This window comes from Hyphomonas polymorpha PS728 (assembly GCF_000685315.1).
Taxonomy (GTDB): domain Bacteria; phylum Pseudomonadota; class Alphaproteobacteria; order Caulobacterales; family Hyphomonadaceae; genus Hyphomonas; species Hyphomonas polymorpha.
Window position 1 is genome coordinate 159,771 of the sequence record NZ_ARYM01000001.1, and the last position, 25,437, is coordinate 185,207.

The 25,437-nt window shown below is 64.4% G+C and carries 25 protein-coding genes and 1 tRNA gene; 10 read left to right on the forward strand and 16 right to left on the reverse strand.

Annotated features, from left to right (window positions below):
• Nucleotides 1-12: 12 nt before the first annotated feature.
• From lpxK to HPO_RS00830, 4 genes are all read right to left on the reverse strand, one after another.
• Nucleotides 13-999: a tetraacyldisaccharide 4'-kinase gene (gene lpxK, locus HPO_RS00815; protein ID WP_035593302.1), complete on the reverse strand. Its 987-nt coding sequence runs from the start codon at nt 997-999 to the stop codon at nt 13-15.
• The gene (locus tag HPO_RS00820) at nt 996-2,285 is read right to left on the reverse strand and encodes a 3-deoxy-D-manno-octulosonic acid transferase (RefSeq protein ID WP_051612129.1); all 1,290 of its coding nucleotides are present in this window, start codon (nt 2,283-2,285) and stop codon (nt 996-998) included. The genes lpxK and HPO_RS00820 overlap by 4 nt, the downstream gene beginning before the upstream one ends.
• Nucleotides 2,282-3,025: a lysophospholipid acyltransferase family protein gene (locus HPO_RS00825; protein ID WP_035593645.1), complete on the reverse strand. Its 744-nt coding sequence runs from the start codon at nt 3,023-3,025 to the stop codon at nt 2,282-2,284. Before HPO_RS00825 ends, HPO_RS00820 begins: the two co-directional genes overlap by 4 nt.
• A gap of 88 nt (nt 3,026-3,113) precedes the next feature.
• A tRNA-Val gene (locus tag HPO_RS00830) sits at nt 3,114-3,188 on the reverse strand.
• A 502-nt stretch (nt 3,189-3,690) separates the two neighbouring features.
• On the opposite strand from HPO_RS00830, the gene HPO_RS00835 reads away from it, so the two are divergent.
• A complete protein-coding gene (locus tag HPO_RS00835) occupies nt 3,691-3,933 on the forward strand; it encodes a hypothetical protein (protein ID WP_035593304.1) in 243 nt (80 codons plus the stop codon).
• On the opposite strand, the gene HPO_RS00840 is transcribed toward HPO_RS00835, so the two are convergent.
• Complete coding sequence (locus tag HPO_RS00840; RefSeq protein WP_035593306.1) at nt 3,903-4,616, reverse strand: HAD family hydrolase; 714 nt, start codon at nt 4,614-4,616, stop codon at nt 3,903-3,905. The genes HPO_RS00835 and HPO_RS00840 overlap by 31 nt on opposite strands.
• A gap of 81 nt (nt 4,617-4,697) precedes the next feature.
• Here HPO_RS00840 and glmU point away from each other — a divergent pair, with 81 nt between their 5' ends.
• The 3 genes from glmU to gor are packed head-to-tail and all read left to right on the forward strand — an operon-like array spanning nt 4,698 to nt 8,235.
• On the forward strand, nt 4,698-6,074 hold the full coding sequence (glmU, locus tag HPO_RS00845) for a bifunctional UDP-N-acetylglucosamine diphosphorylase/glucosamine-1-phosphate N-acetyltransferase GlmU (RefSeq protein WP_035593308.1): 1,377 nt from the start codon (nt 4,698-4,700) through the stop codon (nt 6,072-6,074).
• Nucleotides 6,075-6,092: 18 nt separating this feature from the next.
• On the forward strand, nt 6,093-6,794 hold the full coding sequence (gene rpiA / locus HPO_RS00850) for a ribose-5-phosphate isomerase RpiA (protein WP_035593312.1): 702 nt from the start codon (nt 6,093-6,095) through the stop codon (nt 6,792-6,794).
• Nucleotides 6,795-6,849: 55 nt separating this feature from the next.
• On the forward strand, nt 6,850-8,235 hold the full coding sequence (gene gor, locus HPO_RS00855; protein ID WP_035593315.1) for a glutathione-disulfide reductase: 1,386 nt from the start codon (nt 6,850-6,852) through the stop codon (nt 8,233-8,235).
• Here the strand turns inward: gor and HPO_RS00860 are convergent.
• The gene (locus tag HPO_RS00860; RefSeq protein WP_162173988.1) at nt 8,232-9,539 is read right to left on the reverse strand and encodes an AAA family ATPase; all 1,308 of its coding nucleotides are present in this window, start codon (nt 9,537-9,539) and stop codon (nt 8,232-8,234) included. The genes gor and HPO_RS00860 overlap by 4 nt on opposite strands.
• 153 nt (nt 9,540-9,692) lie before the next feature.
• Here HPO_RS00860 and HPO_RS00865 point away from each other — a divergent pair, with 153 nt between their 5' ends.
• The 3 genes from HPO_RS00865 to HPO_RS00875 all read left to right on the forward strand — a co-directional run bounded on the left by HPO_RS00865 (nt 9,693) and on the right by HPO_RS00875 (nt 13,440).
• Nucleotides 9,693-11,069, forward strand: coding sequence for a class II 3-deoxy-7-phosphoheptulonate synthase (locus HPO_RS00865; RefSeq protein ID WP_035593320.1), 1,377 nt, complete (start codon nt 9,693-9,695; stop codon nt 11,067-11,069).
• Nucleotides 11,070-11,138: 69 nt separating this feature from the next.
• Nucleotides 11,139-11,855: a CPBP family intramembrane glutamic endopeptidase, BDIM_20840 family gene (locus HPO_RS00870; RefSeq protein WP_035593321.1), complete on the forward strand. Its 717-nt coding sequence runs from the start codon at nt 11,139-11,141 to the stop codon at nt 11,853-11,855.
• 166 nt (nt 11,856-12,021) lie between these two features.
• Entirely contained in the window at nt 12,022-13,440 is a 1,419-nt protein-coding gene (locus HPO_RS00875; protein ID WP_035593323.1) for an MATE family efflux transporter, read from the forward strand.
• Between the two features lie 30 nt (nt 13,441-13,470).
• Here the strand turns inward: HPO_RS00875 and HPO_RS00880 are convergent, their stop codons facing one another.
• The 3 genes from HPO_RS00880 to HPO_RS00890 all read right to left on the reverse strand — a co-directional run bounded on the left by HPO_RS00880 (nt 13,471) and on the right by HPO_RS00890 (nt 15,773).
• Nucleotides 13,471-13,737 (reverse strand): HU family DNA-binding protein, encoded by a 267-nt coding sequence (locus HPO_RS00880; RefSeq protein ID WP_035593325.1) that lies wholly within the window; start codon nt 13,735-13,737, stop codon nt 13,471-13,473.
• A 99-nt stretch (nt 13,738-13,836) separates the two neighbouring features.
• Nucleotides 13,837-14,748 (reverse strand): hypothetical protein, encoded by a 912-nt coding sequence (locus tag HPO_RS00885; protein WP_035593327.1) that lies wholly within the window; start codon nt 14,746-14,748, stop codon nt 13,837-13,839.
• Between the two features lie 2 nt (nt 14,749-14,750).
• Nucleotides 14,751-15,773, reverse strand: coding sequence for an NADP-dependent oxidoreductase (locus tag HPO_RS00890; RefSeq protein WP_035593329.1), 1,023 nt, complete (start codon nt 15,771-15,773; stop codon nt 14,751-14,753).
• A 218-nt stretch (nt 15,774-15,991) separates the two neighbouring features.
• Between HPO_RS00890 and HPO_RS00895 the strand changes: the two genes are divergently transcribed.
• Nucleotides 15,992-16,918, forward strand: a complete 927-nt coding sequence (locus HPO_RS00895) for a Gfo/Idh/MocA family protein (RefSeq protein ID WP_035593332.1) — start codon at nt 15,992-15,994, stop codon at nt 16,916-16,918.
• Between the two features lie 2 nt (nt 16,919-16,920).
• Here HPO_RS00895 and HPO_RS00900 read toward each other — a convergent pair whose 3' ends face one another.
• The 5 genes from HPO_RS00900 to radA all read right to left on the reverse strand — a co-directional run bounded on the left by HPO_RS00900 (nt 16,921) and on the right by radA (nt 22,073).
• A complete protein-coding gene (locus tag HPO_RS00900) occupies nt 16,921-17,637 on the reverse strand; it encodes an SDR family NAD(P)-dependent oxidoreductase (RefSeq protein ID WP_035593334.1) in 717 nt (238 codons plus the stop codon).
• Nucleotides 17,638-17,658: 21 nt separating this feature from the next.
• A complete protein-coding gene (purF, locus tag HPO_RS00905; RefSeq protein ID WP_035593336.1) occupies nt 17,659-19,110 on the reverse strand; it encodes an amidophosphoribosyltransferase in 1,452 nt (483 codons plus the stop codon).
• Nucleotides 19,111-19,224: 114 nt separating this feature from the next.
• Nucleotides 19,225-20,103 (reverse strand): hypothetical protein, encoded by an 879-nt coding sequence (locus HPO_RS00910; protein WP_157532585.1) that lies wholly within the window; start codon nt 20,101-20,103, stop codon nt 19,225-19,227.
• A 67-nt stretch (nt 20,104-20,170) separates the two neighbouring features.
• Nucleotides 20,171-20,698 carry a CvpA family protein gene (locus HPO_RS00915; protein ID WP_035593340.1) on the reverse strand — a complete coding sequence of 176 codons (528 nt, stop codon included), beginning with the start codon at nt 20,696-20,698 and terminating at the stop codon, nt 20,171-20,173.
• Complete coding sequence (gene radA, locus HPO_RS00920) at nt 20,691-22,073, reverse strand: DNA repair protein RadA (RefSeq protein WP_035593342.1); 1,383 nt, start codon at nt 22,071-22,073, stop codon at nt 20,691-20,693. Before radA ends, HPO_RS00915 begins: the two co-directional genes overlap by 8 nt.
• Before the next feature lie 139 nt (nt 22,074-22,212).
• Between radA and HPO_RS00925 the strand changes: the two genes are divergently transcribed.
• Complete coding sequence (locus HPO_RS00925) at nt 22,213-22,665, forward strand: hypothetical protein (RefSeq protein WP_035593344.1); 453 nt, start codon at nt 22,213-22,215, stop codon at nt 22,663-22,665.
• Between the two features lie 36 nt (nt 22,666-22,701).
• A complete protein-coding gene (locus tag HPO_RS00930; protein ID WP_035593346.1) occupies nt 22,702-23,889 on the forward strand; it encodes a TIGR03862 family flavoprotein in 1,188 nt (395 codons plus the stop codon).
• Here the strand turns inward: HPO_RS00930 and HPO_RS00935 are convergent.
• Both HPO_RS00935 and HPO_RS00940 read right to left on the reverse strand, forming a co-directional pair.
• Nucleotides 23,886-24,650, reverse strand: coding sequence for an ABC transporter ATP-binding protein (locus HPO_RS00935; protein WP_035593348.1), 765 nt, complete (start codon nt 24,648-24,650; stop codon nt 23,886-23,888). The two genes, HPO_RS00930 and HPO_RS00935, sit on opposite strands and share 4 nt — an antisense overlap.
• The gene (locus HPO_RS00940) at nt 24,647-25,429 is read right to left on the reverse strand and encodes an MlaE family ABC transporter permease (RefSeq protein WP_035593350.1); all 783 of its coding nucleotides are present in this window, start codon (nt 25,427-25,429) and stop codon (nt 24,647-24,649) included. The genes HPO_RS00935 and HPO_RS00940 overlap by 4 nt, the downstream gene beginning before the upstream one ends.
• Between the last annotated feature and the right edge of the window lie 8 nt (nt 25,430-25,437).

Here is a 25,437-nt window from a genome sequence, read left to right on the forward strand (position 1 = left end):
GTCAGCTTTCCGTCAGCTTTTGAAGAGCGGCGCGAGCACCGCGTCAAGCGCTGCGGTATCCTCGAATACTGCGGTTACCGGCCAGGCGTGGATTTCCTGCCGCACTTCCGGCGGCAGGCGGACATGATCCTTGGTGGTGGTGACGAGGCGCGCGCCATGATCGCGTGCCAGGCTGCGGAGGAACTGGATGTCGCCTTTGGCATAGGGATGATGATCCCCGAAGGGCACCGCGTCGGAGAGATGACCGCCCGCCTCGGCCAGGCTGTCGAAGAATTTCTGCGGGCGCCCGATGCCGGCAAAGGCGACGAGGGGCCCGAGCGGCGGGGCCTCCGCCGGGGCGAGCCGCGCGCGCAGTACGGGCAGGCCGCTGGCGGTAACTTCACGCGGCACCGGGCCTTCGCCCATGAGCACGACGGCATCGGCGCGGGCGAGCCCTTCAGGCACCTTTTCCCGAAGCGGCCCCTGGGGCAGCACCTGGCCATTGCCGAAGGGCGCGCCCGCATCAATCACGATGAAGGTGAGGTCTTTCTTCAGGGACGGGTTCTGATGGCCATCATCCATGACGATTACGTCTGCGCCCGCCGCCGCGATGGCGCGGGCCGCTTCCGGACGGTCGCGCCCGATCCAGGCCTCGCCGGTGGCGGCCAGGAGCAGCGGCTCATCGCCCACATCGCGGTAAGTGTGCGCGCCAGCGTCAACCTTCAGGGGGCCGCGCTCTTTTCCGCCATGGCCGCGCGAGAGGCTGGCGGCGCGCAGGCCGCGGGCAGTGATCCGGTTACGGATGGCTTCGGTTACCGGCGTCTTGCCGGCGCCGCCGGTGGTGAGGTTGCCGATACAGACGACCGGCACGGGGGCGCTGTCGGGCACGGCGCGCGCCAGCTTCCGCCGGAGCCCCCAGAGATAGAGCATCGAGAAGGGCGTCAGCAGCAGGCGGGTGAGCGGGGCAGCTTCACGGGATTGCGGATCAAGGCCGGCCGACCAGAAATGCGGCGCTCTCACCGCCGCCCCTCCGAGGCCGCGCCCGCGCCTTCCAGCAGCGGCCTGGGCAGCAGCGGCAGCAGCACGCCGAGCGTCAGCAGCATCGGCTCGTCGGCTTCGGCGGCGAGTTTGGCCAGCGCATCTTCGGGCACCGGCGGGGGCGCCTGCAGGAAAGTGTGCAGGGCGGCCGGGCCATCGACCGTGTGGACGAGGCCGGTCGCCTCCAGGCTTGCCATCAGGTCTGCGAAATTATGGACGCGCGGGCCGGTGGCGACGGGGCGGTTGAGGCGGATCGGCTCGAGCGGGTTGTGCCCGCCAACGCCTTCGGCATGGCCGCCGCCGAGATAGACCGCCGTGGCCAGGCGCAGCCAGGTGCCCATCTCGCCCATCGTGTCGGCCAGCAGCACGCGGTCGCGCTTGTCGGGCTGGACGCCCTTGCTGCGGCGGGCATGGCGCAGGCCGCGCTGTTTCAGCAGGGCTTCGATCTCGTCGCCGCGCTCGGGATGGCGCGGGGCAATGATCAGGGCGACATCTTCGTGCAGCGTGGCGGCGGCGTCGAGGAAGAGTTCCTCCTCACCCGGATGGGTGGAGGCGGCCAAGAGGCAGCGGCGCCCGGCGATGAAGTTGGCGGCGATGCGGCTCATCTCCACCTCATTGGCGCCGGGCGGGGGCAGGGCGGATTTGAGATTGCCTGCCGCGCGGACCGGGCGGCCGAGCAGATTTTCCAGCCGCTGGCCGGTATCGAGATCTGCGGCCAGAACAATGTCGAAATTCCCGACAAGCTGGCGGAACAGGCTGCGCACCTTCTGCCAGCCTTCGGCGGATTTCTGCGTCATCCGCGCATTGACGAGCGCAGTGCGAGACCCTGCCTTGCGGGCTTCATGGATCAGGTTTGGCCAGATCTCGCCTTCTGCGAAGACGCAGAGGTCCGGCTTCCAGTGCTGGATGAAGCGGCGGGCGGCCTGGGGCGTGTCGAGCGGGGCCATGGCATGAATGGCGTTGTCGGGAAGCAGGGGCCCCAGCACGCGGGCGGAAGTGACGGTCTGGCTGGTGAAGACCAGCATCAGTCCGGGGCGCTCGGCAATCATGCGGCGGCCCAGCTCCAGCAGCAGGCCGCTTTCACCGACACTCGCGCCATGCAGCCAGACCAGCGGGCCGGGCCGGCGCGGCGGCAGGCGTTTGGCGTAGCGCTCATGCAGGCGCAGATAGTCTTCCTTGCCCTTGCGCGCCCGGTCGCTCAGCACAAAGCCGAGGAAGGGCGAGGCGGCATAGGTGGTAAGCCGGTAGGCGAATAACGCAGGCGTCATTCTGTCATAAGCTCCGGCCTGGCGGGTTGTTCGGGATATCCGGCAAGCGTTTCGGCACGCCGGGTTGCCTCATCCATGCCGCGTTGCAGCGCTTCTTGCAACGCCTCGGGCGATGCCTCGCGGGGGCAAACGAGCAGCGGGCCGAAGACAATGGCGCCGCGCGTGAAGGGCAGGGGGATGATGAAGCGGTCCCAGCTTTTCAGGCGCGGGGCGGGCCGGGTGGAGATGGCATAGGGCAGAACAGCGGCGCCGCTGCGCTGGGCAAGGGTCACGGCGCCCTGGCTGGCGATGCGGCGGGGGCCGCGCGGGCCGTCCGGCGTCATGCAGACATAGCCGCCGCTGCGCAGGCGGCTGGCGGCCTCGGCAATGGCGCGCATGCCGCCTTTGTCCTTGTTCGTCTTCTTCTTGTTGCCCTTAGAGCCGCGTACGACATCCAGATCGAGGTGTTTGATGGCGCGGGCGACGGGTTCGCCATCGGGGGAGAGGGAGATCATCATGGCGGCGCGGCCGCGCTTTTCCGGCCAGTGGCGCACCGCGCGGTTCCAACCTGCCGGCATCAGCAGGATGGTCTCATGCCAGCACGCTACGATGAGGCCGGGCTTTTCCACGGCCAGCGCGGCGCGCGCTTCGGCTTCGCCTTCGATCATCCAGCGCACCGTGCGGCCGACCAGCGCCATCCAGGCCCAGATGAGGAATCCGAGCACGGCAACAACAGGGGCAGAGCGGAAAAACGCTTTCATCGAGCGGCTTATACTGCGCTTCGCGCCCTGCGCCATTGAACAGTTCAGAAAGCTGGGGAACCGGCAAGAACGCGGACGGAAAGGAGAATGGTGGGCGATACAAGGTTCGAACTTGTGACCCCTGCCGTGTGAAGGCAGTGCTCTACCGCTGAGCTAATCGCCCGACCGCGAGCGGGGTGGGTAATCTTGCTTCAGGATGAGGTCAAGCACATATCGCAAGGCAGCTGCGAGATAGGCGAAGGTGGGTTTTCGTGGTTAAGTACGGAAATGTGGACGCATGGATCGTCGTTGAAGCCATGCGGAATTGCATGATACGCGAGCGGGCGTGTGCGTTATACTTCTTATGAGGGTAGATGGCGGCAGGCGCTGGGATTGTGCGCCGCAACTGCAAACGGTTGCAATTAAACGGGCAATACCCTGATCAGGATCACAAGATGAACGCCAGATGAATGAGCGTTCATGATGAACAGTTGTTCATCTTCTTAGTTTAAGAAAATGTTATATAGAATTGCTCTTGAGAAACCCGGCAAACATTGTCATCTACCGGACATACACAGACGGGCCGGCAAGGTCCGCGTGATGAACCTTAAGAAGGACAGGCACAGATGGCCCCCCATAGGGCTGTCTCAACTTCAAAAACGATAAGATCGCCTGGAGAGAGCAGAGTGAAAGACTGGTGTGACGAAGAAGGCGCAAAGCGCCTCCGTGAAAAAATCAATTCGTATTGGGCAGAGCGCGGTTATGAGGTCGACGTAGACCTCGTGGACGCAGGTTTTGTTCCCGCGATGCGGAGCGCCCGCTGCGACGTGCGTTCCAATATGGTCAATGGCATGCCGCGCCGCCGCGCTGCCGGTGAGGTTGGGTCTTCGCGCCCGACTTACCGTCCGCGCAACGAAGCGACGGCTTGATCCCTCAGGACTGACAAAGCTGGTAACAATTCGGAATAGTGGCCGATGACCGCATCGGGCGCGAGATTTTCGACTGTTTCGGCTTCGTAGCCAAAGGTCACAAACAGGAAGGGCAGTCCGGCATTCCGGGCTGCCCTTTCATCTGTTCGGCTATCGCCCACGAACAGGGCGCGGGCCGGTGTGCCGCCCGCCGCGCGGACGGCTTCGAACACATGATCCTGGTGCGGCTTGCGATTGGTTGCCCGGTCCGCGCCAAGAATGGCGGCGAAGCGGGTGGTCAGGCCAAGCTCGCTGATCAGCCGCTCACTGAGATCCTGGCGCTTGTTGGTGCAGACGCAGAGTGTGGCGCCCGCATCCAGCAGAGCATCCAGCGCGTTGACGCAGCCTTCAAACGGGCGCGAGCCGACAGCGATGTTCTCCACATAATAACTGATGAAGCGATCAAAGGCGGCGTCCATGTCTGGCGCCGGCAGGTTAACCCCGTGCACGCCAAATCCGCGTTCCATCATTGCGCGGGCGCCATTACCGATCAGGGTGGCAATCGTCGGCAGGCCCACCGGGGCAAGGCCGGCATCGGCAAGCACATGGTTGAGCGCGCCCAGCAGGTCCGGCGCGGTATCCACCAGCGTGCCGTCGAGATCGAAAGCGACAGTCCAGCCCTCGAAGCTGCCCATTTCCGCCATGCCAGACCCTCCTTCGCCCTCGCCAAGATGCGGGGTTTCGTCTAGGCGATGGGGCAGAGGAAAGCGAGAGGGAGCCCGCACTTGACTGACACGCCCAAACAGCGCGCCGCCGTCATCCTTGCTGCCGGCAAGGGAACCCGGATGAAGTCGCCCCTGCCCAAGGTGATGCATGCCGTCGCCGGGCGGCCGATGGTCGACTGGTCAATCGCATTGGCGCGGAATGTTGGCGCAGAGAAAATCGTCGCAGTGGTGCATCCCTCGCAGGACGTGCTGATTGCGCATCTGGAAAAGCACCATCCCGACATTGCCATTGCCTATCAGGACCCGCCGCAGGGTACCGGCCATGCGGTGCGCTGCGCTGAGGGTGCGCTGGCTGGGTTTGAGGGCGACCTGGCGGTGCTCTATGGCGACAGCCCGCTGGTGCCGGCGGCGACCATTGAAGCGCTTTTCGGCACACTTTCCGGCAAGACCGGGCTGGGCGTGCTGGGCTTTGAGGCCGAAGACCCCGGCCTCTATGGCCGCCTGATCACTGCCGAGGATGGCAGCTTGGAAGCCATTGTTGAAGCGCGTGAAGCCACGCCGCACCAGCTCAGGGTGCGCCTCTGCAACTCAGGCGTCATGGCAGGCCGCGCGGGCGACATGTTCCGCCTGCTGGCAAAGGTGACCAACAACAATGCCAAGGGCGAGTATTACCTGACCGACCTTGTGGGGCTTGCGCGCGCCGAAGGCATTGGCTGCGCGGTGGCAGTTTCGGGTGAGGATGATCTGATCGGTTGCGATTCCAAGGTGGACCTCGCCGAGGCCGAAGCGATCTTCCAGAGCCGCCGCCGCCGCGCGCTGATGGAGGCCGGTGTCACCCTGGTGGCCCCGGAAACGGTGTTCTTCTCTCACGATACCGAGATCGGCCCCGACGCCGTGATCGAGCCGAATGTGGTGTTCGGGCCCGGCGTGAAGGTAGCGGGCGGGGCGCAGATCCGCGCGTTCAGCCACCTCGAAGGCGCGGTCGTTGGCGCGGGCTGCAGTGTTGGCCCTTATGCGCGGCTGCGGCCGGGCACGGTGCTGGCCGCAAACGTTCACATTGGCAATTTCGTGGAAACCAAGAACACTGCCATGGGCGAGGGCGCCAAGGCAAACCACCTGGCCTATCTGGGCGACGGCGCCATCGGCGCGGGCGCCAATATCGGCGCGGGCACGATTTTCTGCAATTATGATGGCTATCTGAAACACCAGACGGATGTGGGCGAGGGGGCGTTTGTCGGCTCCAACTCTTCCCTCGTTGCGCCGGTGCGGATCGGGAACGGCGCCTATGTCGGCTCTGGCAGCGTGATCACCAAGGATGTGCCCGATGACGCGCTTGCCGTGGGCCGGGGCCAGCAGGTGACCCGCGAAGGTTGGGCGAAGAATTACCGGGCAAAGAAGGCCGCCGAAAAGGCTGCCCGCACCAAAGGCAAGGACTAGCAGAACGGAAAGCCTCTCATGGCCAGCGATACCGAAAAGCAGAACGCCGCCGCCGCCGCGATGGATTTCGTCGAAGAGGGCATGACGATTGGCCTTGGCACCGGATCGACGGCGAAGTTCTTCATCGAGATGCTGGCCGACGAGATTGCCGATGGCCTGCTGGTGCGCTGTATCGAGACCAGTGTGCAGACGCGGGACCTCGCCCGCAGCCTCGGCATTCCGCTGATCCCGTTCGAGCAGGTGGACCGCATTCACCTCACCGTCGACGGCGCCGACGAGATTGGCCCTGGCGGGGTGCTGATCAAGGGCGGCGGGGCGGCGCTGCTGCGCGAGAAGATCATCGCCAACGCTTCCGATCACATGGTGGTGATTGCCGACAGCTCCAAAGAGGTGCCGCATATCGGGGCGTTTCCGCTGCCGGTGGAGGTGACGCCGTTCGGCTACACCATCACCGCGAAGAAGGTGCATGACGCGCTGGTTGCCTCCGGCGTGGAACGCCCGCGCATCGAGCTGCGCAAGGCGCCGGGCAGTGTGGACCTGCTGGTCACCGATGGCGGCAACCATATTCTCGACTGCCATTGTGGACGCATTCCCGACCCGGCAAAGACGGCCGCTTTCCTCTCCGGGGTGCCCGGCGTGGTGGAGCATGGCCTCTTCATCGGCCTCGCCCGCACCGTGATCATCGGTGACGAAAATGGCGCGCATATTATTGAATACTGAGGCGGACGCCTCACATCTGCTGCCGGTAATTCATTAGAAATCCAAGGAATATCCCATGACCGACGCCGCCTATGACTATGACCTGTTCGTGATTGGCGGCGGATCGGGGGGTGTGCGCGCCGGGAGAATTGCGGCGCAGGCGGGCGCGAAGGTGGGTCTGGCCGAGGAATACCGGATGGGCGGCACCTGCGTTGTGCGCGGCTGCGTGCCCAAGAAGTTCATGGTGTATTCCAGCAAGTATGGAAAAGACATCGAACTTTCTGCCGGATACGGATGGTCTGTGGGGGATGTCTCCTACGATCATGAGAAGTTCATGGTGGGCCTGCATGCCGAAGTGGACCGCCTGTCAGCCATCTATGACCGCAACCTGAAGAATGCGGGCGTCGATGTGTTCGATGACCGGGCAGAGTTTGTGGACAAACATACGCTGCGCCTCAAAAAATCCGGCAAGACGATCACCGCGAAGAAGATCCTGATCGCTGTGGGCGGGCGGCCCTGGCTTCCGTCGGCGGAGGAACTTCCCGGCGTTGAGCATGTGATCGATTCCAACGGCGTGTTCGAGTTGACCGAGCTGCCCAAGCGCATGGTGATTGCGGGCGGCGGGTATATTGCGGTCGAGTTTGCGCATGTGTTTGCCGGGCTGGGCACGGAGGTCTGCCTTGTCTATCGCGGGGATACCGTGCTGCGCGGATTTGATGATGAAATCCGCCTCGCCGTGCATGAAGGCCTCAAAGAGGCCGGCGTGCGGGTGGTGACGAAATGCGTGTTCAATTCCATCGAGAAGACTGATGCCGGCCTGACGGTGACGCTGAGCAGCGGCACGGAAATTGAGACCGATGTTGTGCTTATGGCCGTGGGGCGCCGGGCGAATACGGACGATCTCGGATGTGACAAGGCGGGCGTGAAGCTGGCCGGGAATGGCGATGTGATCGTGGATGAATGGTCGCGCACGAATGTCGAGAATATCTGGGCGGTGGGTGATGTGACCGGCCGTGTGGCGCTGACGCCTGTGGCGATCCGCGAGGGCCATGCCTTTGCCGATACCGAGTTTGGCGGCAAGCCCTGGAAGATGGATCACGCCAATATTCCGACGGCGGTGTTCACCCAGCCGGAAGTCGGCACGGTGGGTATCTCAGAGGCCGAAGCGCGCAAGACCTATGGCGAGATCGACATCTACAAGACGAAGTTCCGCCCGATGAAGAACATGCTGAACGGCGACCAGACGCGCACATTCATGAAACTCGTCGTGCGCGCCTCCGATCAGCGCGTGCTGGGCGTGCATGTGGTGGGCGATGACGCCGCCGAGATGATCCAGACAGCGGCGATTGCCGTGAAGATGGGCGCCACCAAGCAGCATTTCGACCAGACCTGCGCGCTGCACCCGTCCGCCGCTGAAGAACTCGTCACGATGCGGACGAAATGGGTGCCGGAAGGGGTTTAGTGCCCCTTCTTCCTCTCATTCAAATCACGGATTTCCAGCGCGACCTGTTTCAGGCTTTCGCGGATGGGTTTGAGGCCGCCGCCCCGCCCGGCATGGATGACCAGTTGGCGCCAGGCGGGCTGGCCTTCCTGCGGGGCTTTGACGGCAAAATGCGCCGAGCGGGGCAGGGCAGCGGTCAGCAGCGCTTCTGACAGCGGGAAACCCGCAATCTCGTCAAACACCCCATTGCGCGCATCGGCTTCGAAGGTGGATTGTTCGTTCCGGTTCACGGCGTTGAAGAGGATCGACAGCTCCGGGCGCCTCGCCTCTTCGATCTGATTGCAGATCACCTGATTGAGCAGGCGCACGCCGCGCAGCGAGTAGATGTCGGCATGCATCGGGGCGATCACCCGGTCTGCCGCCTCCAGCGCGCAGCGCGTCAGGAAGGTGGCGTTGGGGTTGGTGTCGAAGACGATGAGGTCATATTCGCTGCGATAATGGTCCACGCTGCGCAGGAAATGCTGCTTCACGGCGGCCAGAGCGTCCGGGTCGCCCGAGAAAGCGTATTTGGAAATCTCGAACTGGCCGGAGATGATGTCGAGGCGTCCCGGCGGGCCGTCCACGCCCAGAACGGGGTGTACGAACTGATCGCGCGGGGCGGGGGTGAAAGGCTGGATGGTGAGGCCGAGCCAGTTTTCGGCAGGCGAGGCCGCGTCGCGCGCATGCAAGCGCGAACGCTCGAAGAGGGAGATGACCGAGCGGTCCTGCGCGGAGGAGGCGTCGGCGAGATCCATCGGGTAGAACGTCTGGGTGAGGTTATATTGCGGATCGAGGTCGATCAGCAGCACGCGGCCCCCGAAGGCCTCCTGCCAGGCGCCAAAAACCTGCGCCGTGACGGTGGTTTTGCCGACCCCGCCCTTGAGGTTCATCACGGCGATGACCGGGCATTTCTTCCGATAGGCTTCCTGGGTTTCAGCGACGAGCTGGTCGAGGCCGTCCGGCATGGCAGAGGAGAGGCGCAGATGGGGCTGGACTTCCTGCTTGAAGAAGCCGTTGAGGCGCGCCTTGTCGACCTGGTAGGGGATGAGCTTGAGGCCCATCGCCTTGGCGGCCTCCACATCCTGGCGCACGCGCCGGGAGCGCACGCCCTCGGCGGACACCAGCACGATGATCGCAAAGGCCCGGTCGATGGCGGCGTCGGCTTCCGCGCGGGAAGTGTCTTCGCCGGGGTGGAATACCGTAACGGAAGCTGCCCGCAGCGCCTCATGCAAAGCGAGCAGGGCGTCCGGGTCTTTGCCCGAATGGCTGATATACACGTGCGACATCTGGCCCCGCGGCGCATGAATCTTCTGTCTGGACCGGCCTTTTAACGGGACAGCCCGCGATTCCGCCATCTTCTTGCAGTGAAATTATGGTGAAACTTGAGCAATGGGCGCTCATATGTTTTATCGCGGCGAAAACTGAGTGAGACCCGAGCAATGACCTGGCATCCTTCCGACTGGCGCAACCTGCCTGCCAAGCACATCCCGCAGGACTATCCTGACGCGGCCGCCCTGGCAGCTGTTGAAAACCGCCTCCGGAGCTTTCCGCCGCTGGTGTTTGCCGGCGAGGCCCGGCGCCTGAAGGCGCGGCTGGCCGATGTGGCCGCCGGCAAGGCGTTCCTGCTGCAGGGCGGGGACTGCGCCGAGAGCTTCAAGGAATTCCACCCGGACAACATCCGCGACACGTTCCGCGTGATCCTGCAGATGGCCGTGGTGTTGACCTTTGCCGCGGCCAAGCCCGTCGTGAAGGTGGGCCGGATTGCCGGCCAGTTCGGCAAGCCGCGCTCGGAGCCGACCGAGACAATCAATGGCGTGACGCTGCCCTCCTACCGGGGCGACAATATCAATGGCATGGAATTCACTCCTGAGTCCCGCATTCCGGACCCAGAGCGCCTGATCCAGGCCTATTCGCAATCGGCCGCCACGCTGAACCTGCTGCGCGCCTTCAGCCAGGGCGGCTATGCCAGCCTTGCCAACGTGCAGCGCTGGATGCTCGGCTTCGTGGATCGCTCCTCGCAGGGCGAGCGCTATCAGAAGCTGGCCGACCAGATCTCTGCTTCGCTGCGCTTCATGGAAGCCGTTGGCCTCAACGCTGAAAGCGTTCCGCAGATGTCGCAGGTGGAGTTCTACACCAGCCACGAGGCGCTGCTGCTGGGCTATGAGGAAGCGATGACCCGCATCGATTCCACCAGCGGCGACTGGTATGACACCTCCGCCCACATGCTGTGGATCGGCCACCGCACGCGGCAGGTGGATCACGCCCATGTCAATTTCTGCAAGGGCGTGAAAAATCCCATCGGCATCAAGTGCGGCCCCGGCATGGAGACAGATGAGCTGCTCCGCCTGATCGACACGCTGAACCCGAAGGACGAGCCCGGCCGCATCACGCTGATCTCGCGCTTCGGCTCGGAAGGCGTGAAGGCTGGCTTGCCGCCGCTCGCCCGCGCGGTGAAGAAATCCGGCCGCACGGTCGTCTGGTCGTGTGATCCGATGCACGGCAACACGCTGAAAACCGGCACCGGCTTCAAGACGCGGCCTGTTGACCGCGTTCTCTCCGAAGTGCGCCAGTTCATTGACGTGCTGTCGGCCGAGGGCTGCTATCCGGGCGGGGTGCATTTCGAGATGACCGGCCAGAACGTGACCGAATGTATCGGCGGCGCGCAGGCGATCTCCGAAGAAGACCTCTCCAGCCGCTACCACACCCATTGCGACCCCCGCCTCAATGGCGAACAGGCCCTGGAACTCGCCTTCCTGATTGCCGAGAAGCTGCAGGCCGCCGAAGCCGACGCCGCTGGCGCGCGCAAGGCGGGATAAAACCCGGCATAGCCTGCATCCAAACTCCTCTGCCGCTGCATCTAAGCATCGGCAGAGGAGGCAGGATGCATGAACGAGCTGATCCGGACATTGATCGAGACGGGGGTGTTGGCAGGGCTTGGCCTGCTGGGCGCGGCCGTTTTCCGCAGCGGTTTCCGGTGGCGGTGGCTGGTGGCGGCGCTGGCGCTCAACCTTGTCTATCAGGCGCTGCTGACACGCGGTTTCTGGATGATCCCGGACCCGTTCCCTCAGGCAGACTGGAACTGGGCCGGCAAGCTGGCGGCGATTGCCGGCACGCTGATCGTCATGGCTTTGCCCGCCTTCGGCTGGAAGCGTTGCGGCATGACGCTGGACCAGGGGCCGCGTTGGGGCGGGGCACTGGGGGTGTTCGGCGCGCTCGCCGGCTTGTTCTTCTGGCTGGCGCTGAGCGGGGCAGACGGGAAACCGGACAGCCTGGAAACCATCGCCTTCCAGTGGACCATGCCGGGGCTGGACGAAGAACTCTTCTATCGTGGCGCGCTGCTGCTCGCCCTCAATGAGGCCTTCCGTGGGCGGATCGGAATTGCCGGCGCGCCCATCGGCTATGGCGGCGTGCTGACCAGCCTTCTCTTCGGCATCACCCATGCGCTGAGCTACAAGGCAGGCGCGGTGGATTTGGACCTGATGACCTTTGCGATGACGGGCCTGCCGGCCTTCCTGCTGCTATGGCTGCGCGAGCGCACCGGCAGCCTGCTGCTGCCAGTGATCGCCCATAACATCGCCAACGGCGCCTCGACCCTGTTCTGACAGAAAGCCCCCCGATGGGGGCGCGCCTTCGCCCTGCCTGTTGCTCTCAGGCATCGCCGGAAAAATCCTTGCCCGGACGGCTTGCTCTCTGACTGTCTTTCGGGCATCACGCCCGGCTGCTCAGAAATCAGGCAGAGGCCTGGATAAGATCAAAGGGAGGGCAGTCATGGCGGCGACGTCGCGCCTGCCCGCCTGGGCGCGGGCAAAGGATATTGCAGATCTGATCCGGCTGTCGGTGCCTATCGCCGTCAGCCGTATGGCCATGATGCTCATGGGCCTGACAGATGCCATCGTGCTCGGCCAGTATGCGCCGGGCGAGCTGGCTTATGTGCTCTCTGCCTGGCTGCCAATCGGCGTGTCGCTGGGCTTTGGCATCGGCATCCTGCTGGGTGTTCAGGTGCTTACCTCCGAAATGCTGGGCACGGGCCGGGCGGCTGGGTCTGGCCGGGTCTTCCGGCGTGGGCTGTGGTGGGCCATCCTGTTGGGCGTGGTGCTGACGGTGGCGCTGGTGCCCTTTGCCGATCCCTTCTTCCATTGGGTCTTCGTCACCATCGCCCCGGCCAGCGAGGAAGCGGCTGCGACCGCCTCGCCTGAAGTGGTTGCCGCGTCCACCGCGGCGGTCACCCGCATCCTCGCCTTCGGGCTTGGCGGGCACATGATCTCGCAGGCCTGTTCGTATTATCTTGAGGCGCTGCGCCGTCCGCTGCTCGTTACCATCGTGATGTATGCGGGCGTGGCGATTAACCTTGTGGCCAACCTGGCGCTGGTTGCCGGCTGGTGGGGCTTCCCGCAGATGGGGGCTGAGGGCGTGGCCTGGGCCACCACCATCACGCGTTGGCTGATCGCCGTTGTCATGCTGATCTTCGTGGCCGCGCTCACCCCCGGCTTCCGCCGCTCGCCGGAGGCGGAGAAGGGGGAAGCCCGCCGCCAGCTTTCGGTGGGCTCGGGCACAGCCATTTCCAACATCGCCGAATGGGGCGGCTTCAACGTCACCTTCATCATCGCCACCTGGGTCTCCATCGCGGCCAATGCCGTCTATGGCTATTCGGTGCAGGTGATGGGCGTGTGCTTCATGTTCTATCTCGGCATCGCCACGGCCACCTCCGTGCGCGTGGCAGAGGCCATCGGCCGGGGCAATCCGGAAGAGGTGCGCAATGCCGGCCGGTTGGGCGTGGTCGCCACGCTGGTGATGGGGGTGCTGCTTGGCGTGCTGCTGATCAGCCTCGCCGGGCCGATCTCGCGGCTGCTGGTGCGCGAGGACGCTGTTATCGGCGGCATTGCCATTGCGCCGGCCATTGCCGCGCTGCTGTGGCTGGCGGCGGCGGCCACGGTGTTTGACGGGCTGCAGGCGACGGCCTCCTTTGCCTTGCGCGCGCAGGGCATGGTCTGGCTGCCCAGCGCCATCCATCTTGGTTCATTCTTCGTGGTGATGATCCCGGTCTGCTACTGGCTGGCCATTCCGCTGGGGCGGGGCGCTTCAGGCGTGCTGGAGGGGGCGTTCATCGGCGTCTTCGCGGCCGGTACGGCGCAGGTGATCCTGCTGGAATGGAAAGCGGCGCGCCCCGGTGTGGAACGCGCCGCCTGATCCGGAAAGGCTCCCGTGGGGGCCGGAACCTTAGATGTCTTTCAGAGCCGATGCCGGTTTGAAAGCAAGAGAGGTTTTCTCGGGGATCTTGATGGTTTCTTTGGTTGCCGGGTTGCGGCCTTCGCGCGCATTCCGGGTCTTGGCCGAGAAAGTGCCAAAGCCGGCAATTGCAACCTGCTGGCGTGACTTCACTGCCGAAGCGACGGTGTCAAAAAGAGCGTCGACGGCTTTGCCAGCGTCGCTCTGCGACAGGCCGGAAGCTGCTGCCACCGCTTTGGTCAGTTCACCCTTGTTCATAGGGGTTCTCCTCTAGGTTAAATGACGTTTGCACGCCATTGGGCCGACTTACCCACGATTCGTAGCCCGTGAATACGTCGAGCGCCCTATAAACACGGGCTAAACGCCGAGAATCCAGCCCTCTTCTTCGGTGATGTGCCGGTTTTGTTCAGGGGAAAATGATTTGGCTGTGGAAAAAGCCGCTGCCAGGAGCCCTTTTTCGTCCAGATCGGCGTAGTGGCGGGCGATTCCGCGAACCTGCGCTTCGTCAGCAACCTCACCTTTTTCCGGTTTGGCCTTCACCAGCGCGGGGTAGATCTCCGCCATAACCACGTCGATTCCCTCGAGCGCCTCTGCGGTAAGGGGCTCTGTGCCGAGTTCGAACGGCCAGATGCGGGATGTGGGCCAGGCCTGCCGCAGGGCATGGACGTGCGGGATGCCTGTCAGCGTCTGGCTGCCTACCGAGCCGGTATAGGCGAGCTGCCAGACCGATTTCGGCTGGCCGATCTTTTTCTCTTTAAGGTAGCTCTCGCAGATCCGGTATTCCGGCAACACGCCGCCCTCATAATCGGGCCGGGTGGCCGAAAGGGTGGAGACGACATCGCGTGCCGGCGCGCCCCAGAAGGGGAAGGCGCTTTTGGAGATCGCATAGTTGAGACCCGCCGCGATGGCATAGCGGGCGTTGGAATTGTCCGGTTTGTCCTTCAGCTTGCTGGCAAGATGGGCATAGGTCGCCTGCCACGGGGCCTGGGCCGACGTGTCGAGGCCCAGCGCCGCCGCAGTGCCCGCCGGAAAGCCGAGGGCAAAGTCGAAGCCGATCAGCACCTTGTCGCCGCGCTTGGTCAGCTTGGCGACCATGTCCTCGAGAAAGGCGCGGGCCTTCAGGCGCGTGTCGATGTTCACGCCGCGATATTGCAGCTTGAGACGCGCATCCTTCGCCAGAATGCCGATCCAGATCGAATTGGCGCCGAGCGACGGCTTGGCTGCCGCGCTCCAGTCAACCATGATGTAGGCGTCAAAAAGAGCAGCCATGTCTATCCCAGTTTTACCAGCATCTTGCCGGTGTTTGCGCCGGTGAAGAGGCCGAGGAAAGCGTCGGGCGCTTTCTCGATCCCGTTCATCACGGTTTCCTCATATTTCATTTTCCCGCCGGCAATCCATTTGGCCATGTCGGCGTGGAAGGCGGGGGTCATATCCGCATGTGACGAGACGATAAAGCCCTGAAGCTTCAACTGCTTGCCGACGGCCTGGATGATGTTGTGCGGGCCTTCGGGTTTGCCGGTCTCGTTATACTGCGCGATCATCCCGCAAAGGGCGAGGCGCGCGAAGGGGCGGGCAGCCACAATCGCCGCGGCCAGATGGTCGCCGCCGACATTGTCGAAATAGACGTCGATGCCTTTGGGGGCGACCGCCTTCAGCGCTGCGGTGAGGCCGTCAAAGCCCTGCGCCTGTTTGTAATCGATCACATGATCGGCGCCGAGCGATTTGACGAAGGCGCACTTCTCCGCCCCGCCGGCAGAGCCGATGACGGTACAGCCCTTGATCTTGGCGATCTGGACAACCGTGGAGCCCACTGCGCCCGCCGCGCCGGAGACAAATACGGTATCGCCTTCCTTGAGTTCCCCCACGCGCAAGAGACCGGCATAGGCCGTCAGGCCCGGCATGCCGGCCACGCCCAGATAGGCGCTCTCGGGCAGGCCGGTATTCGGCAGCTTCTGCACCATGGCGGCCTGCGGCGCGGCCACCCAGGCTGTGCGCCAGCCGAGCATGGAGGAGACAAGATCGCCCGTCTTGAAATCGGGATGGGCGGACGCCGTCACCCGGCCGACCGCGCCGCCCTGCAGCGTCTCGCCGATCTGGAAGGGCGGCACATAGCTCTCCCGGTCATACATCCGGCCGCGCATGTAGGGATCGACCGACATCCATGTGTTCACCACCTGGATTTCGCCGGGCTGCGGGTCGGCGACCTCCACCTGGCGGCTGGCAAAGTCGGACAGCTTCGGCATGCCCACGGGGCGGGCGGCGAGGCTCCAATCAGTGGAGGTGAGCTTGGACATGGCAGTTCCTTCCCTTGTGATTTTTGTGTCCGGAATTGTCCGGTTTTGTCCCGGATGTGTCCGGCATAGTCCCCTCCAGATGACCCGGCAGACCCGGTATGTGAAGGGGGTGTATCGAAGATTCCCGCGTCCGCGCAGCAGTCCCGGCCTGAGGCCAAGGGTTGCCGAGGCGCCCCGGCACATGTCATGTCGGCCCAGAAAAAAGGATCAGGGCAGGAATGACCAGGCTCAGGGTGGGCGTTGCAGGCGCCGGCGTCTTCGGAAACTATCACGCACAGAAAGCCGCCGCTTCGGCACGCGCAGACCTTGTCGGTATCTTCGATGTGGACCTCGCCCGCGCCCAGAAACTGGCCGATACTTTCGGCGCGCAGGGCTATTCCGATTATGCCGAATTCCTAGGCCAGTGCGACGCAGTTGTGATCGCTGTGCCTGCAGTCTGGCATGAGCCGCTCACCCGCCAGGCCATCGAGGCACATTGCCATGTGCTGGTGGAGAAACCTCTCGCGCTGACGGGCATTGCCGCGCGTGATCTTGCCGATGAAGCTGCCGCCCGGGGCCGCATTCTGCAGGTGGGCCATCAGGAACGCTTCGTGGCGATGGCCATGGGCGTGCTCGCCATCAAGGAAACGCCGCTGCTGATCGAGTCGGTCCGCTCCGGTCCGCCCGCGCCGGGTGGCCGCGCCGGAGACGTGTCGGTGATCTGGGATCTCATGATCCATGACCTGGACCTGGCCGCCATGATGCTCGGCCGGGAGTTCACCCATGTCGAGGCGACCGGCCGAAAGGTGCATTCGGCGCATATCGACGAGGCCGAAGCGGTGTTCGATTATGCCAGCGGCGGGAAGGCGAAACTGCGCGCCAGCCGCGCGGCCGAGTTCCGCGAGCGCACGATGCGCGTGGTCTATCCGTCCGGCGAAATCGACATCGACTTCCTGACGCGGCGCCTGAAGAACACGACGCCTTATGAAGTGCGCGTAGATATTGCCGCTGACCTGCCTGACCCGCTGGGCGCGGCGGATGAAGGCTTCTACGCGGCTTGCCTTGGCCTTGCGCGCAGCCCTGTGCCCGCGCACGGCGCGGTGGCTGCCGTGGCAATGGCGGAAGCAGCCGAGGCAAAGGCGCTGGCGGGCGCCCCGGCGAAGTAGGCTCAGTTGACCGCGATCTCTCGGTAGACGACACGGGCGCCGGTGCGGGTCTCTTCCGGAGAAACCAGCTTCACGAGCTCCTTGGCAACCTCTTCCGGTGTGGGCAGGGTCATCGGGTCTTCGCCGGGCATGGCTTCGGCGCGCATGCCGGTGCGCACGGCGCCGGGGTCGAACAGGTTCACCCGCAGCGGCATCTTTTCGCTCTCATCGGCCCAGGCTTTGACGAGGGCTTCCAGGCCTGCCTTGGAGGCTTGATAGGGCCCCCAGAAAGCGCGCGGACGCGGGACGACCCCGGAGGTGATGAAGACGGCGCGCGGGTTTTCAGAGCGGTGAAGAGAGGGGCTGAGCGCTCGGATGAGGTGGGCATTGGCCGTGAGGTTCACCTGGATGGTTTCCTCAAAGCTGCGCGGGCCGCAGGTTTCCAGCGGGCCAAGCGTCCCCAGCAGGCCGGCATTGGCGACGAACCCGTCGAGCTTGCCGAACTTCTCGGCGATGATCTTGCCGAGGGTCTCGATCCCTTTGGTGTCTTTGAGATCCATTGGCACGAGTACGGCTTCAGAGCCGAGCTTCCGGATTTCATCATCGAGCTTTTCCAGGGCCGCCTTGGAGCGGGCAATGGCGATGACGATATTGCCCTGGCGGGCAAGCTCAAGGCTGACGGCGCGGCCGATGCCGCGCGAGGCGCCGGTGACGAGAACGAGACGGGGTTTGGTTGTCATCGCGCGGCTTTAGCGCGAGGCTTACACATCGTCCAGCAGGGAGAGCTGACGCTCTTTGTCCGCCTGGTCGCGCTGATGGTCGGCCAGCGGGGTGGGATATTCGCCGGTGAAGCAGTGGTCCGCGAATTGCGGCTGCATACCGTCGCGCACCGGTTCGCCGATGGCCTTGTAGAGGCCGGGCACCGACAGGAAGCCAAGGCTTTCCACCTTCAGCTCACGGACCATTTCCTCATGGGTATGGATGGCCGCGAAGAGTTCGGATTTGGCAGCCATGTCGATGCCATAGAAATCCGGGTTCACGATCGGCGGGCTGGCCGAGCGGAAGTGGATCTCGCGGGCACCGGCTTCGCGCACCATCTGGACGATCTTTTTCGACGTGTTGCCACGCACGATGGAGTCGTCGACGAGGATCACGCGCTTGCCTTCAAGCACGGCGCGGTTGGGGCTGTGCTTTTTCGAGATGGCGGTCTGCCGGCCCGTCTGGGTCGGCTGGATGAAGGTTCGGCCGACATAATGGTTCCGGATAATACCCATCTGGAACGGGATGCCGGAAGCCTCCGAAAAGCCGAGGGCAGCCGGAACACCGGAATCGGGCACGGGCACGATCACATCGGCATCGGCAGGCGTTTCGGCAGCCAGCTGCTGGCCCATGCGGCGGCGCACTTCATAGACCGAGCGGCCCTGGATGAAGCTGTCCGGGCGGGCGAAATAGACATATTCGAAGATGCACGGGCTGGGCGGGCGCGGCGGGAAGGCGCGGATCGATTCGATGCCTTCCTCGCTGATGACGACAACTTCGCCGTTTTCGATCTCGCGGACAAACTCGGCCCCGATGATATCCAGCGCGCAGGTTTCCGAGGCGAGGACATAGGATTTGCCGTGACGGCCGAGGATCAGCGGGCGCAGGCCGATGGGATCACGTGCGCCGATCAGTTTCTTGCCGGTGATGCCGACAAGGGCATAGCCGCCTTCGATCTGGTGCATTGCATCGACGAGGCGCTCGACAAAGCGTTTCTTCGGGCTGCGGGCGACAAGGTGAAGGATGACTTCGGTGTCCATCGTGGACTGGAAGATGGCGCCATTGCGGACGAGTTCCTGACGCAGGATGCGGGCATTGGTCAGGTTGCCGTTATGCGCCACGGCGAAGCCGCCGGTATCAAGGTCTGCAAAGATCGGCTGAATATTGCGGGCCATGGGGCGGCCCTGCGTGGAGTACCGGTTGTGGCCGATGGCGGCGTGGCCGGGAAGGCGCTGGCGAAGGTCTCCGCCGAAGCTCTCACCGACGAGGCCCATATGGCGCTCGGAGGAGAATCGCTTGCCGTCAAAGCTGACGATGCCGGCCGCTTCCTGTCCTCGGTGTTGCAGGGCGTGAAGCCCCAGGGCTGTCAGCAGACTTGCTTCAAGGCTGCCAAAGACTCCGAAAACGCCGCATTCTTCGCGGGGTTTATCGTCATCATGATCGAAAAAGACCATCGGACGTTCCGGCTTTGCTGGTGGGGGCCTATGCCTAGGCGGGGATATAGGCTGGTTCTTCTGCGGGCGAAAGCCCGGCAGTGACATTCTTGTCATCAAATCACAGCGCGTGTCTCAGAGCGGGGCTGATGGGGTGCGCCCGGCATGCCGGAAAAGAATGTCCGCAGACGAGGGATGTTGCGGCCGGAGAAGGGGCTCGGTAACTGCCCGGTCCTGCCGCCAGGTCACAACGTCTGAGGTGCCGGGAAGGGCACGCAGGTCAATCCAGCCGGAAGCTGGAAGGATGCCGGAAAGCCCTTCATCATCGGTCTGCACCAGCCAGACATGGTTTCCGGACGGCTCACCATATTGCAGGGCCGCGGCGGCGAGATCTTTCTCTCCGGTATGGGCCGGCAATTGATCGAGGCCCCAGAAGACTGACACCCGTTCCGGATCGGCGCTGGCTGCGGCCTTGCAATGCTTGCCCGACACCTGCACAGGGCGGTCCGGGTTTACGGCGTTCCATCCGCGCAGCACCGTGAGGATGTCTGCCAGAGCTGCGGTTTTCTGGCTCTGCTCAATCGGCGCGGACCTGACCACGTCGGCAGCCAGCATGCTTGTGGCGTTGCCGCTGGCGTAGCCGTTCAGCACCTCCGCGCCGTCGCAGGACACATCCAGCACCAGCAGCCCCAGTCGGCCGGAGTGGACAAGAGCCTCGGTGAGCGCGCCTTTGAGATCCTCGTCTTCCTGCGACGCTGACCAGCCGCTCGCAAAACTGACGAGTTGGGCGCCTGACACCGCGCGTGCGAGCGCGGCGATCCCGGGATCCTCGGGCTTCAGCGCCGCGACCGGGATGGCATGGGCCTTCAGCGTGTCGGTCACGCTTTGCCGCTGCGCCGGGGGCTCTGCCGGTGGCGGCGGGGCTGGCTGGGTCGCGCAGGCGGCGAGCAGGGCGGACGCAGCGCCGGCAAGGAGCAGGTGGCGGGCAAGGGCCGGCATGCAGAACGGCTTCATATCGTGTCCCCCGAAAAAGTGCTGGAGCAGAGACTAGCTGGCCCGGCCCGCCTGGCAAGCAGCGCGATTATGGCTGGCGCTGGGCACTGATTTCACGGCTGGCTTCTTCGGCCTCTCCGGTCACCCTGTCGGCAATCTGCTCAAGATAGGGATAGCTGAAGCTTTCGGAGATGAAGGGGGGCACGCGGTCATGCTCGACGGCGACGTTGAGCAGCACGGCAAAAAAGACCAGCGCAATGAAGCCGCGGAAAATACCGAAGACGAGGCCGGCGATATGATCGAACAGACCGATTTCGCCATTGGTCATGATCGATTTTGACAGGCTTTGACCAAACCAGGCCACGATCACATAGACGATCAGAAAGGCGGAGACGACGAGGATGATGTCGGGCGCCAGCGGGTGGCTGCCTTCCGGCAGCAGGCCGGCGACCGTCGTGCTGAAGAATTTGCGGGCATAGTAGGCTGCTGCCAGCGCGCCGATGAAGGCGCCGAGCGTGGCCAGTTCCCGGAGGAAGCCGCGCGCAAAGGCCATGATCGCCGAAACGATGATCACACCGACGACGATGCCGTCAAAAGCTGAAATGTTTTCAAGCATCAGGCGCGTCCGGCGCGAGTAAGTCGACGAGCGCGATAAGCCTTGCAATCGGCGTCACCGTCAAGCCGCTCTCTGCTGAAGGTGCGCCCTCAGGCACAAAAGCGGTGCGGAAGCCCAGCCGGGCGGCCTCCTTGAGGCGCTGATCCATGCGCGGCGCTGGCCTGACGGCGCCAGAAAGCGCGATTTCGCCGAAGAAGACCGAACGCTTCGGAACAGGGTTTCCAGCGAGTGAGGAAAGCAGGGCGGCGGCGGCGGCAAGATCGCCTGCCGGCTCGTTGATCCGGTAGCCACCTGCGACCGAGAGATAGACATCCATTCCGGCGAAATTCACCCCGCAGCGCGTCTCCAGCACCGCCATCAGCATGGCGAGGCGGCCGGAGTCGAAGCCGATCACGCTGCGCCGCGGCGTTCCGAAGGGGCTTTTGGCGACGAGCGCCTGAACCTCGGCCAGCACGGGGCGGGACCCCTCCATGGCGGCGAACACCGCTGTGCCGCCGCTGCCTTCATCTTCGGCCGAGAGGAAGAGGGCAGACGGCTCCTTGGCCGGGGCGAGGCCATACTGATGCATCTCGAAGATGCCGATTTCGTCCGTCGGGCCGAAGCGGTTCTTCACCGCGCGCAGGATGCGGAACTGGTGGCCGCGCTCGCCTTCAAAATAGAAGACGGCATCGACGAGGTGTTCCACCACGCGGGGGCCGGCGATGGTGCCCTCCTTGGTGACATGGCCAACGAGCACGAGCGCGGCGCCGGACTTCTTCGCCCAGCGCACCAGTTCCTGCGCGCAGGCGCGGACCTGCGCGACCGAACCGGGGGCCGCTTCCAGGCTGTCGGACCAGAGCGTTTGGATCGAGTCGATCACCACGAAATCGGGTGAGGCCTCTTTCAGCGCGGCGAGGATCTTGCGCAGGTCTGTCTCGGTGGCGAGTTGGACGGGGGAGTTGGCGACCTTCAGGCGCTTTGCCCGTTCCTGGATCTGGGCGGCGGCTTCCTCGCCGGAGACATAGACTGTCTTCACGCCATTGCGGGCAAGGCGCGCAGCCGCTTGCAGCAGGAGCGTGGATTTACCGATGCCGGGGTCACCGCCGATCAGCGTGGCAGAGGCCGGCACGATGCCGCCGCCGAACACGCGGTCGAGTTCGTCCACGCCGATGACGATGCGGTTTGGCGTTTCGGTTTCCGCATCGAGGGCAATGAATTCGGCTTTCGGCCCGCGCTTTGTGCCGGCTTTCTCTGCCTTCAGCGCGCCGGGCGGGGCGGAGACGGCCTCTTCCACCAGCGTGTTCCATTCCCCGCAGGCTTCACAGCGTCCGGCCCATTTGGCGTAAACGGCGCCGCAATTCTGGCAGACGAAGGCAGAGGTGGGCGGTTTCGCCATGGGGAATCGGTTCCAGCAGGTATTTCAGAGCGCTGGAGTCTAGGCGTGCGCCCGTGGCAGCGCAAACAGCAAGCCCACCTGAACCGGTGGTTTTCAGCGCGGCTTTGTGGGGGCACAGATAGCCCAAAGGGGATCATCCATGATTATTCGCACGCTCGCCGTTGCCGCGCTTCTGGCCGCCACCTCTCTGCCCGCGATGGCGGAGTTTGACGATTCTTCGAACATCAATGGCGCCTTCGCCCACGGCAAGGCCTCAAGCGACAAGCCCGTGACCGCAAACCATTATTGGACCTGCGCGGCGTTCTGGCACGTCTGGTCAGTCTTTGCCTACGATGAGCTCGGTGAGGTGGTTTTAGGGAAGCTTGATCCGGCGCTGAGCCAGGCCGCTGCGCGGGACGCCTCAGCGCAATGGGAGCGGCAGGCGGCCCTCAAGATGGGGCTCGGCATGGGCGAACTCGACGCCGAAACGGAAGTCTACATCGAGAACCAGACGGAAACGGCCTGGGACCTCGCCGAAGGCGTATTCTGGGGAGAAGATTACTCCCTTGTGGCCATCCTCGGCCAGTGCGCCGCGCCGCCAACGGCCGACTAGCTGGCCACGCCTGCGCCCGCCCGCTAAAGGGACGGGATGAAACGGGTTGCGATCATCGGGGCGGGGCCGGCGGGCCTGATGGCGGCGGAAGCGGCGCTGGAACGCGGCGCGCGCGTGGCGATCTATGACGCGATGCCGAGCCCGGCGCGTAAATTCCTGATGGCGGGCAAGAGCGGCCTCAACATCACCCATTCCGAAGACGAGGGCGTGTTCCGTTCCCGGTATACTGCGCCGGACGGCCGGCTTGCGGCGATGGTGGAGGCGTTCGGCCCGGCGGAGATAGCCGCCTGGATGAAGGGGCTGGGCATTGAGACCTATGTGGGCTCTTCCGGCCGGGTGTTTCCCGTCGGTATGAAGGCTTCTCCTCTGCTGCGCGCCTGGCTGGCGCGGCTGGGCGAGGGCGGCGCCACGCTGCACACGCGCCATCGCTGGACAGGCTGGGGTGAGCGCGGCGCGCTGGTCTTCGATACGCCTGAGGGCGAAACGCGCGTGGAGGCAGACGCAACCATTCTGGCGCTGGGCGGGGCAAGCTGGCCGCGCCTTGGATCGGATGGGGCGTGGGCGGACATTCTGGCCGCGCGCGGGGTGGAGATCGAGCCCTTTGCGCCATCCAATTGCGGGTTCACGGTGGATTGGTCTGCGCGGATGCTGGCGGCGCAGGAAGGCGCGCCTGTGAAGGGCGTGGCGCTGAGCGCAGGCGGGCGGACGCAGCGCGGGGATTTCGTCATCACGCAGGCGGGCATCGAGAGCGGCGCAGTCTATCCGCTGTCGGCGGCGCTCCGGCAGGAACTGGCGGGCCGGGGCGCGGCGACGCTGCTGGTTGATCTTCTGCCGGACACGGAGGAAGGGACGCTTGCGGCGAGACTGGGCGGCGTGAACCCGAAGGAATCCGCGTCAAACCGCCTGAGGAAGGCGGCAAAGCTCGACGGCGTGAAGGCCGCGCTGGTGAATGAGGTGACGCGCGGGGCGCCGCCGAGAGAGCCGGGCGCGCTCGCCCGCCTGATCAAGGCGCTGCCCCTCACGCTGACGGGCACCGCCCCGATTGATACTGCCATCTCTACCGCCGGCGGCGTCGCCTGGGAGGCGCTCGATGAGCGCCTTATGCTCAAGGCTATTCCGGGTACGTATTGTGTGGGCGAAATGGTGGCCTGGGACGCGCCGACGGGCGGCTATCTGCTCACGGCGTGCTTGGCGATGGGGCGGGGTGTTGCGCGGTTTGTCTAAATCGCCGGCTGGATCGGCCCTTCAGCTCGTCCGTTGACGAACTGGTCTACGTATTCGTTGCCGCTCGCATACACATCCTTCGCCGGGCCGCGCCAGATGATCTTGCCGTCGAGCAGCATGGCGATTTCGTCGGCGATCTTGGTGGCGCTGGCCATATCATGGGTGATCGTCACGGCGGCGGCGCCGAGGCCGCGGACCATTTCGAGGATCAGGTCGTTGATGGCATCTGCCGTGATCGGATCAAGGCCGGTGGTTGGCTCGTCGAAGAAGATGAGGTCTGGCTCGGAAATGATCGAGCGGGCGAGCGAGACGCGCTTCTGCATGCCGCCGGAAATCTCTGCCGGATAAAGCCCGCCGACATCGGCGCCGAGGCGCACTTTCTTCAGCGTCTCGATGGCGCGTTCCTTGGCCTGCCTGCGGCTCATGCCTTCGGAATTGATCAGGCGGAAAGCGACGTTTTCCCAGACGGTGAGCGAGTCAAAGAGCGCGCCCGCCTGGAACAGCATGCCGATGCGCGCGCGCATGGCTTCGCGCGTCTTGCCCTTGGCGTTCGTCACGTCCTGCCCATCGAAAACGATGCGGCCAGCGTCGGGAGACATCAGGCCGAGCGCGTTTTTCAGCATTACGGATTTGCCTGAGCCCGAGCCGCCGATGATCACGAGGCTCTGGCCAGGGGCGACATCTATATCGACGCCGCGCAGCACCTTCTTGGGACCGAAGGATTTCTCGACGCCTTCAAGTTTGAGCAGGGAAGCTGTCACAGGCCGATCTCCACGAAGATGGTGGACATGATGTAGTTGAAGGCAAGGATCAGCACCGCTGCGCCAACCATCGAGAGCGTGGCCGCGCGGCCAACGCCGGTGGCGCCTGCCTGGCTGCGGTCGCCCTGATAGCAACCCATGACCGCGATCACGCCGCCGAAGACGACTGCCTTGATGAGGCCGGCGAGAATGTCGTTCCGGGTGACGAAGTCGAGCGTGTTGCGCAGGTAGACGGTGGAATCGAAATCGAGGCCATAGACGCTGACGAGCCAGCCGCCCATGACGCCGATCACGTCAGCCAGCGCCACCAGCATGGGCAGGGTGATCAGCGCCGCGATGAAGCGCGGGGCGTAGAGGTAGCGGAAGCGGGAGGCGGAGAGCGTTTCCAGCGCGTCGATCTGTTCGGTGACCCGCATCGCGCCGATTTCGGCGGCGATACCGGCGGTCACGCGGCCGGCCAGCATCAGGCCGGTGATCACGACGCCAAGTTCGCGGGTGATACCCAGCACCACGATGCTGGGCACGAACTGTTCGGCGCCATAGCGGCTGCCGCCTTCATAGATGTTGAGCGCGAGGGCCGCGCCGATGAACACGGCCGACATGCCGACCACGGGCAGGGAGTAGAAGCCGATCTTCACCATCTGGCTGAGGATCTGGCCGCCATACCAGCGGGGCGTGAAGGCAGCGCCCATGACCTGCGCGGAAAACACCGCAAGGCGGCCAATCTCGGCAAACAGCCCAAGCACAGCCCGGCCAATAAGTTGAAAGGGATTCTGCATGGTCAGGC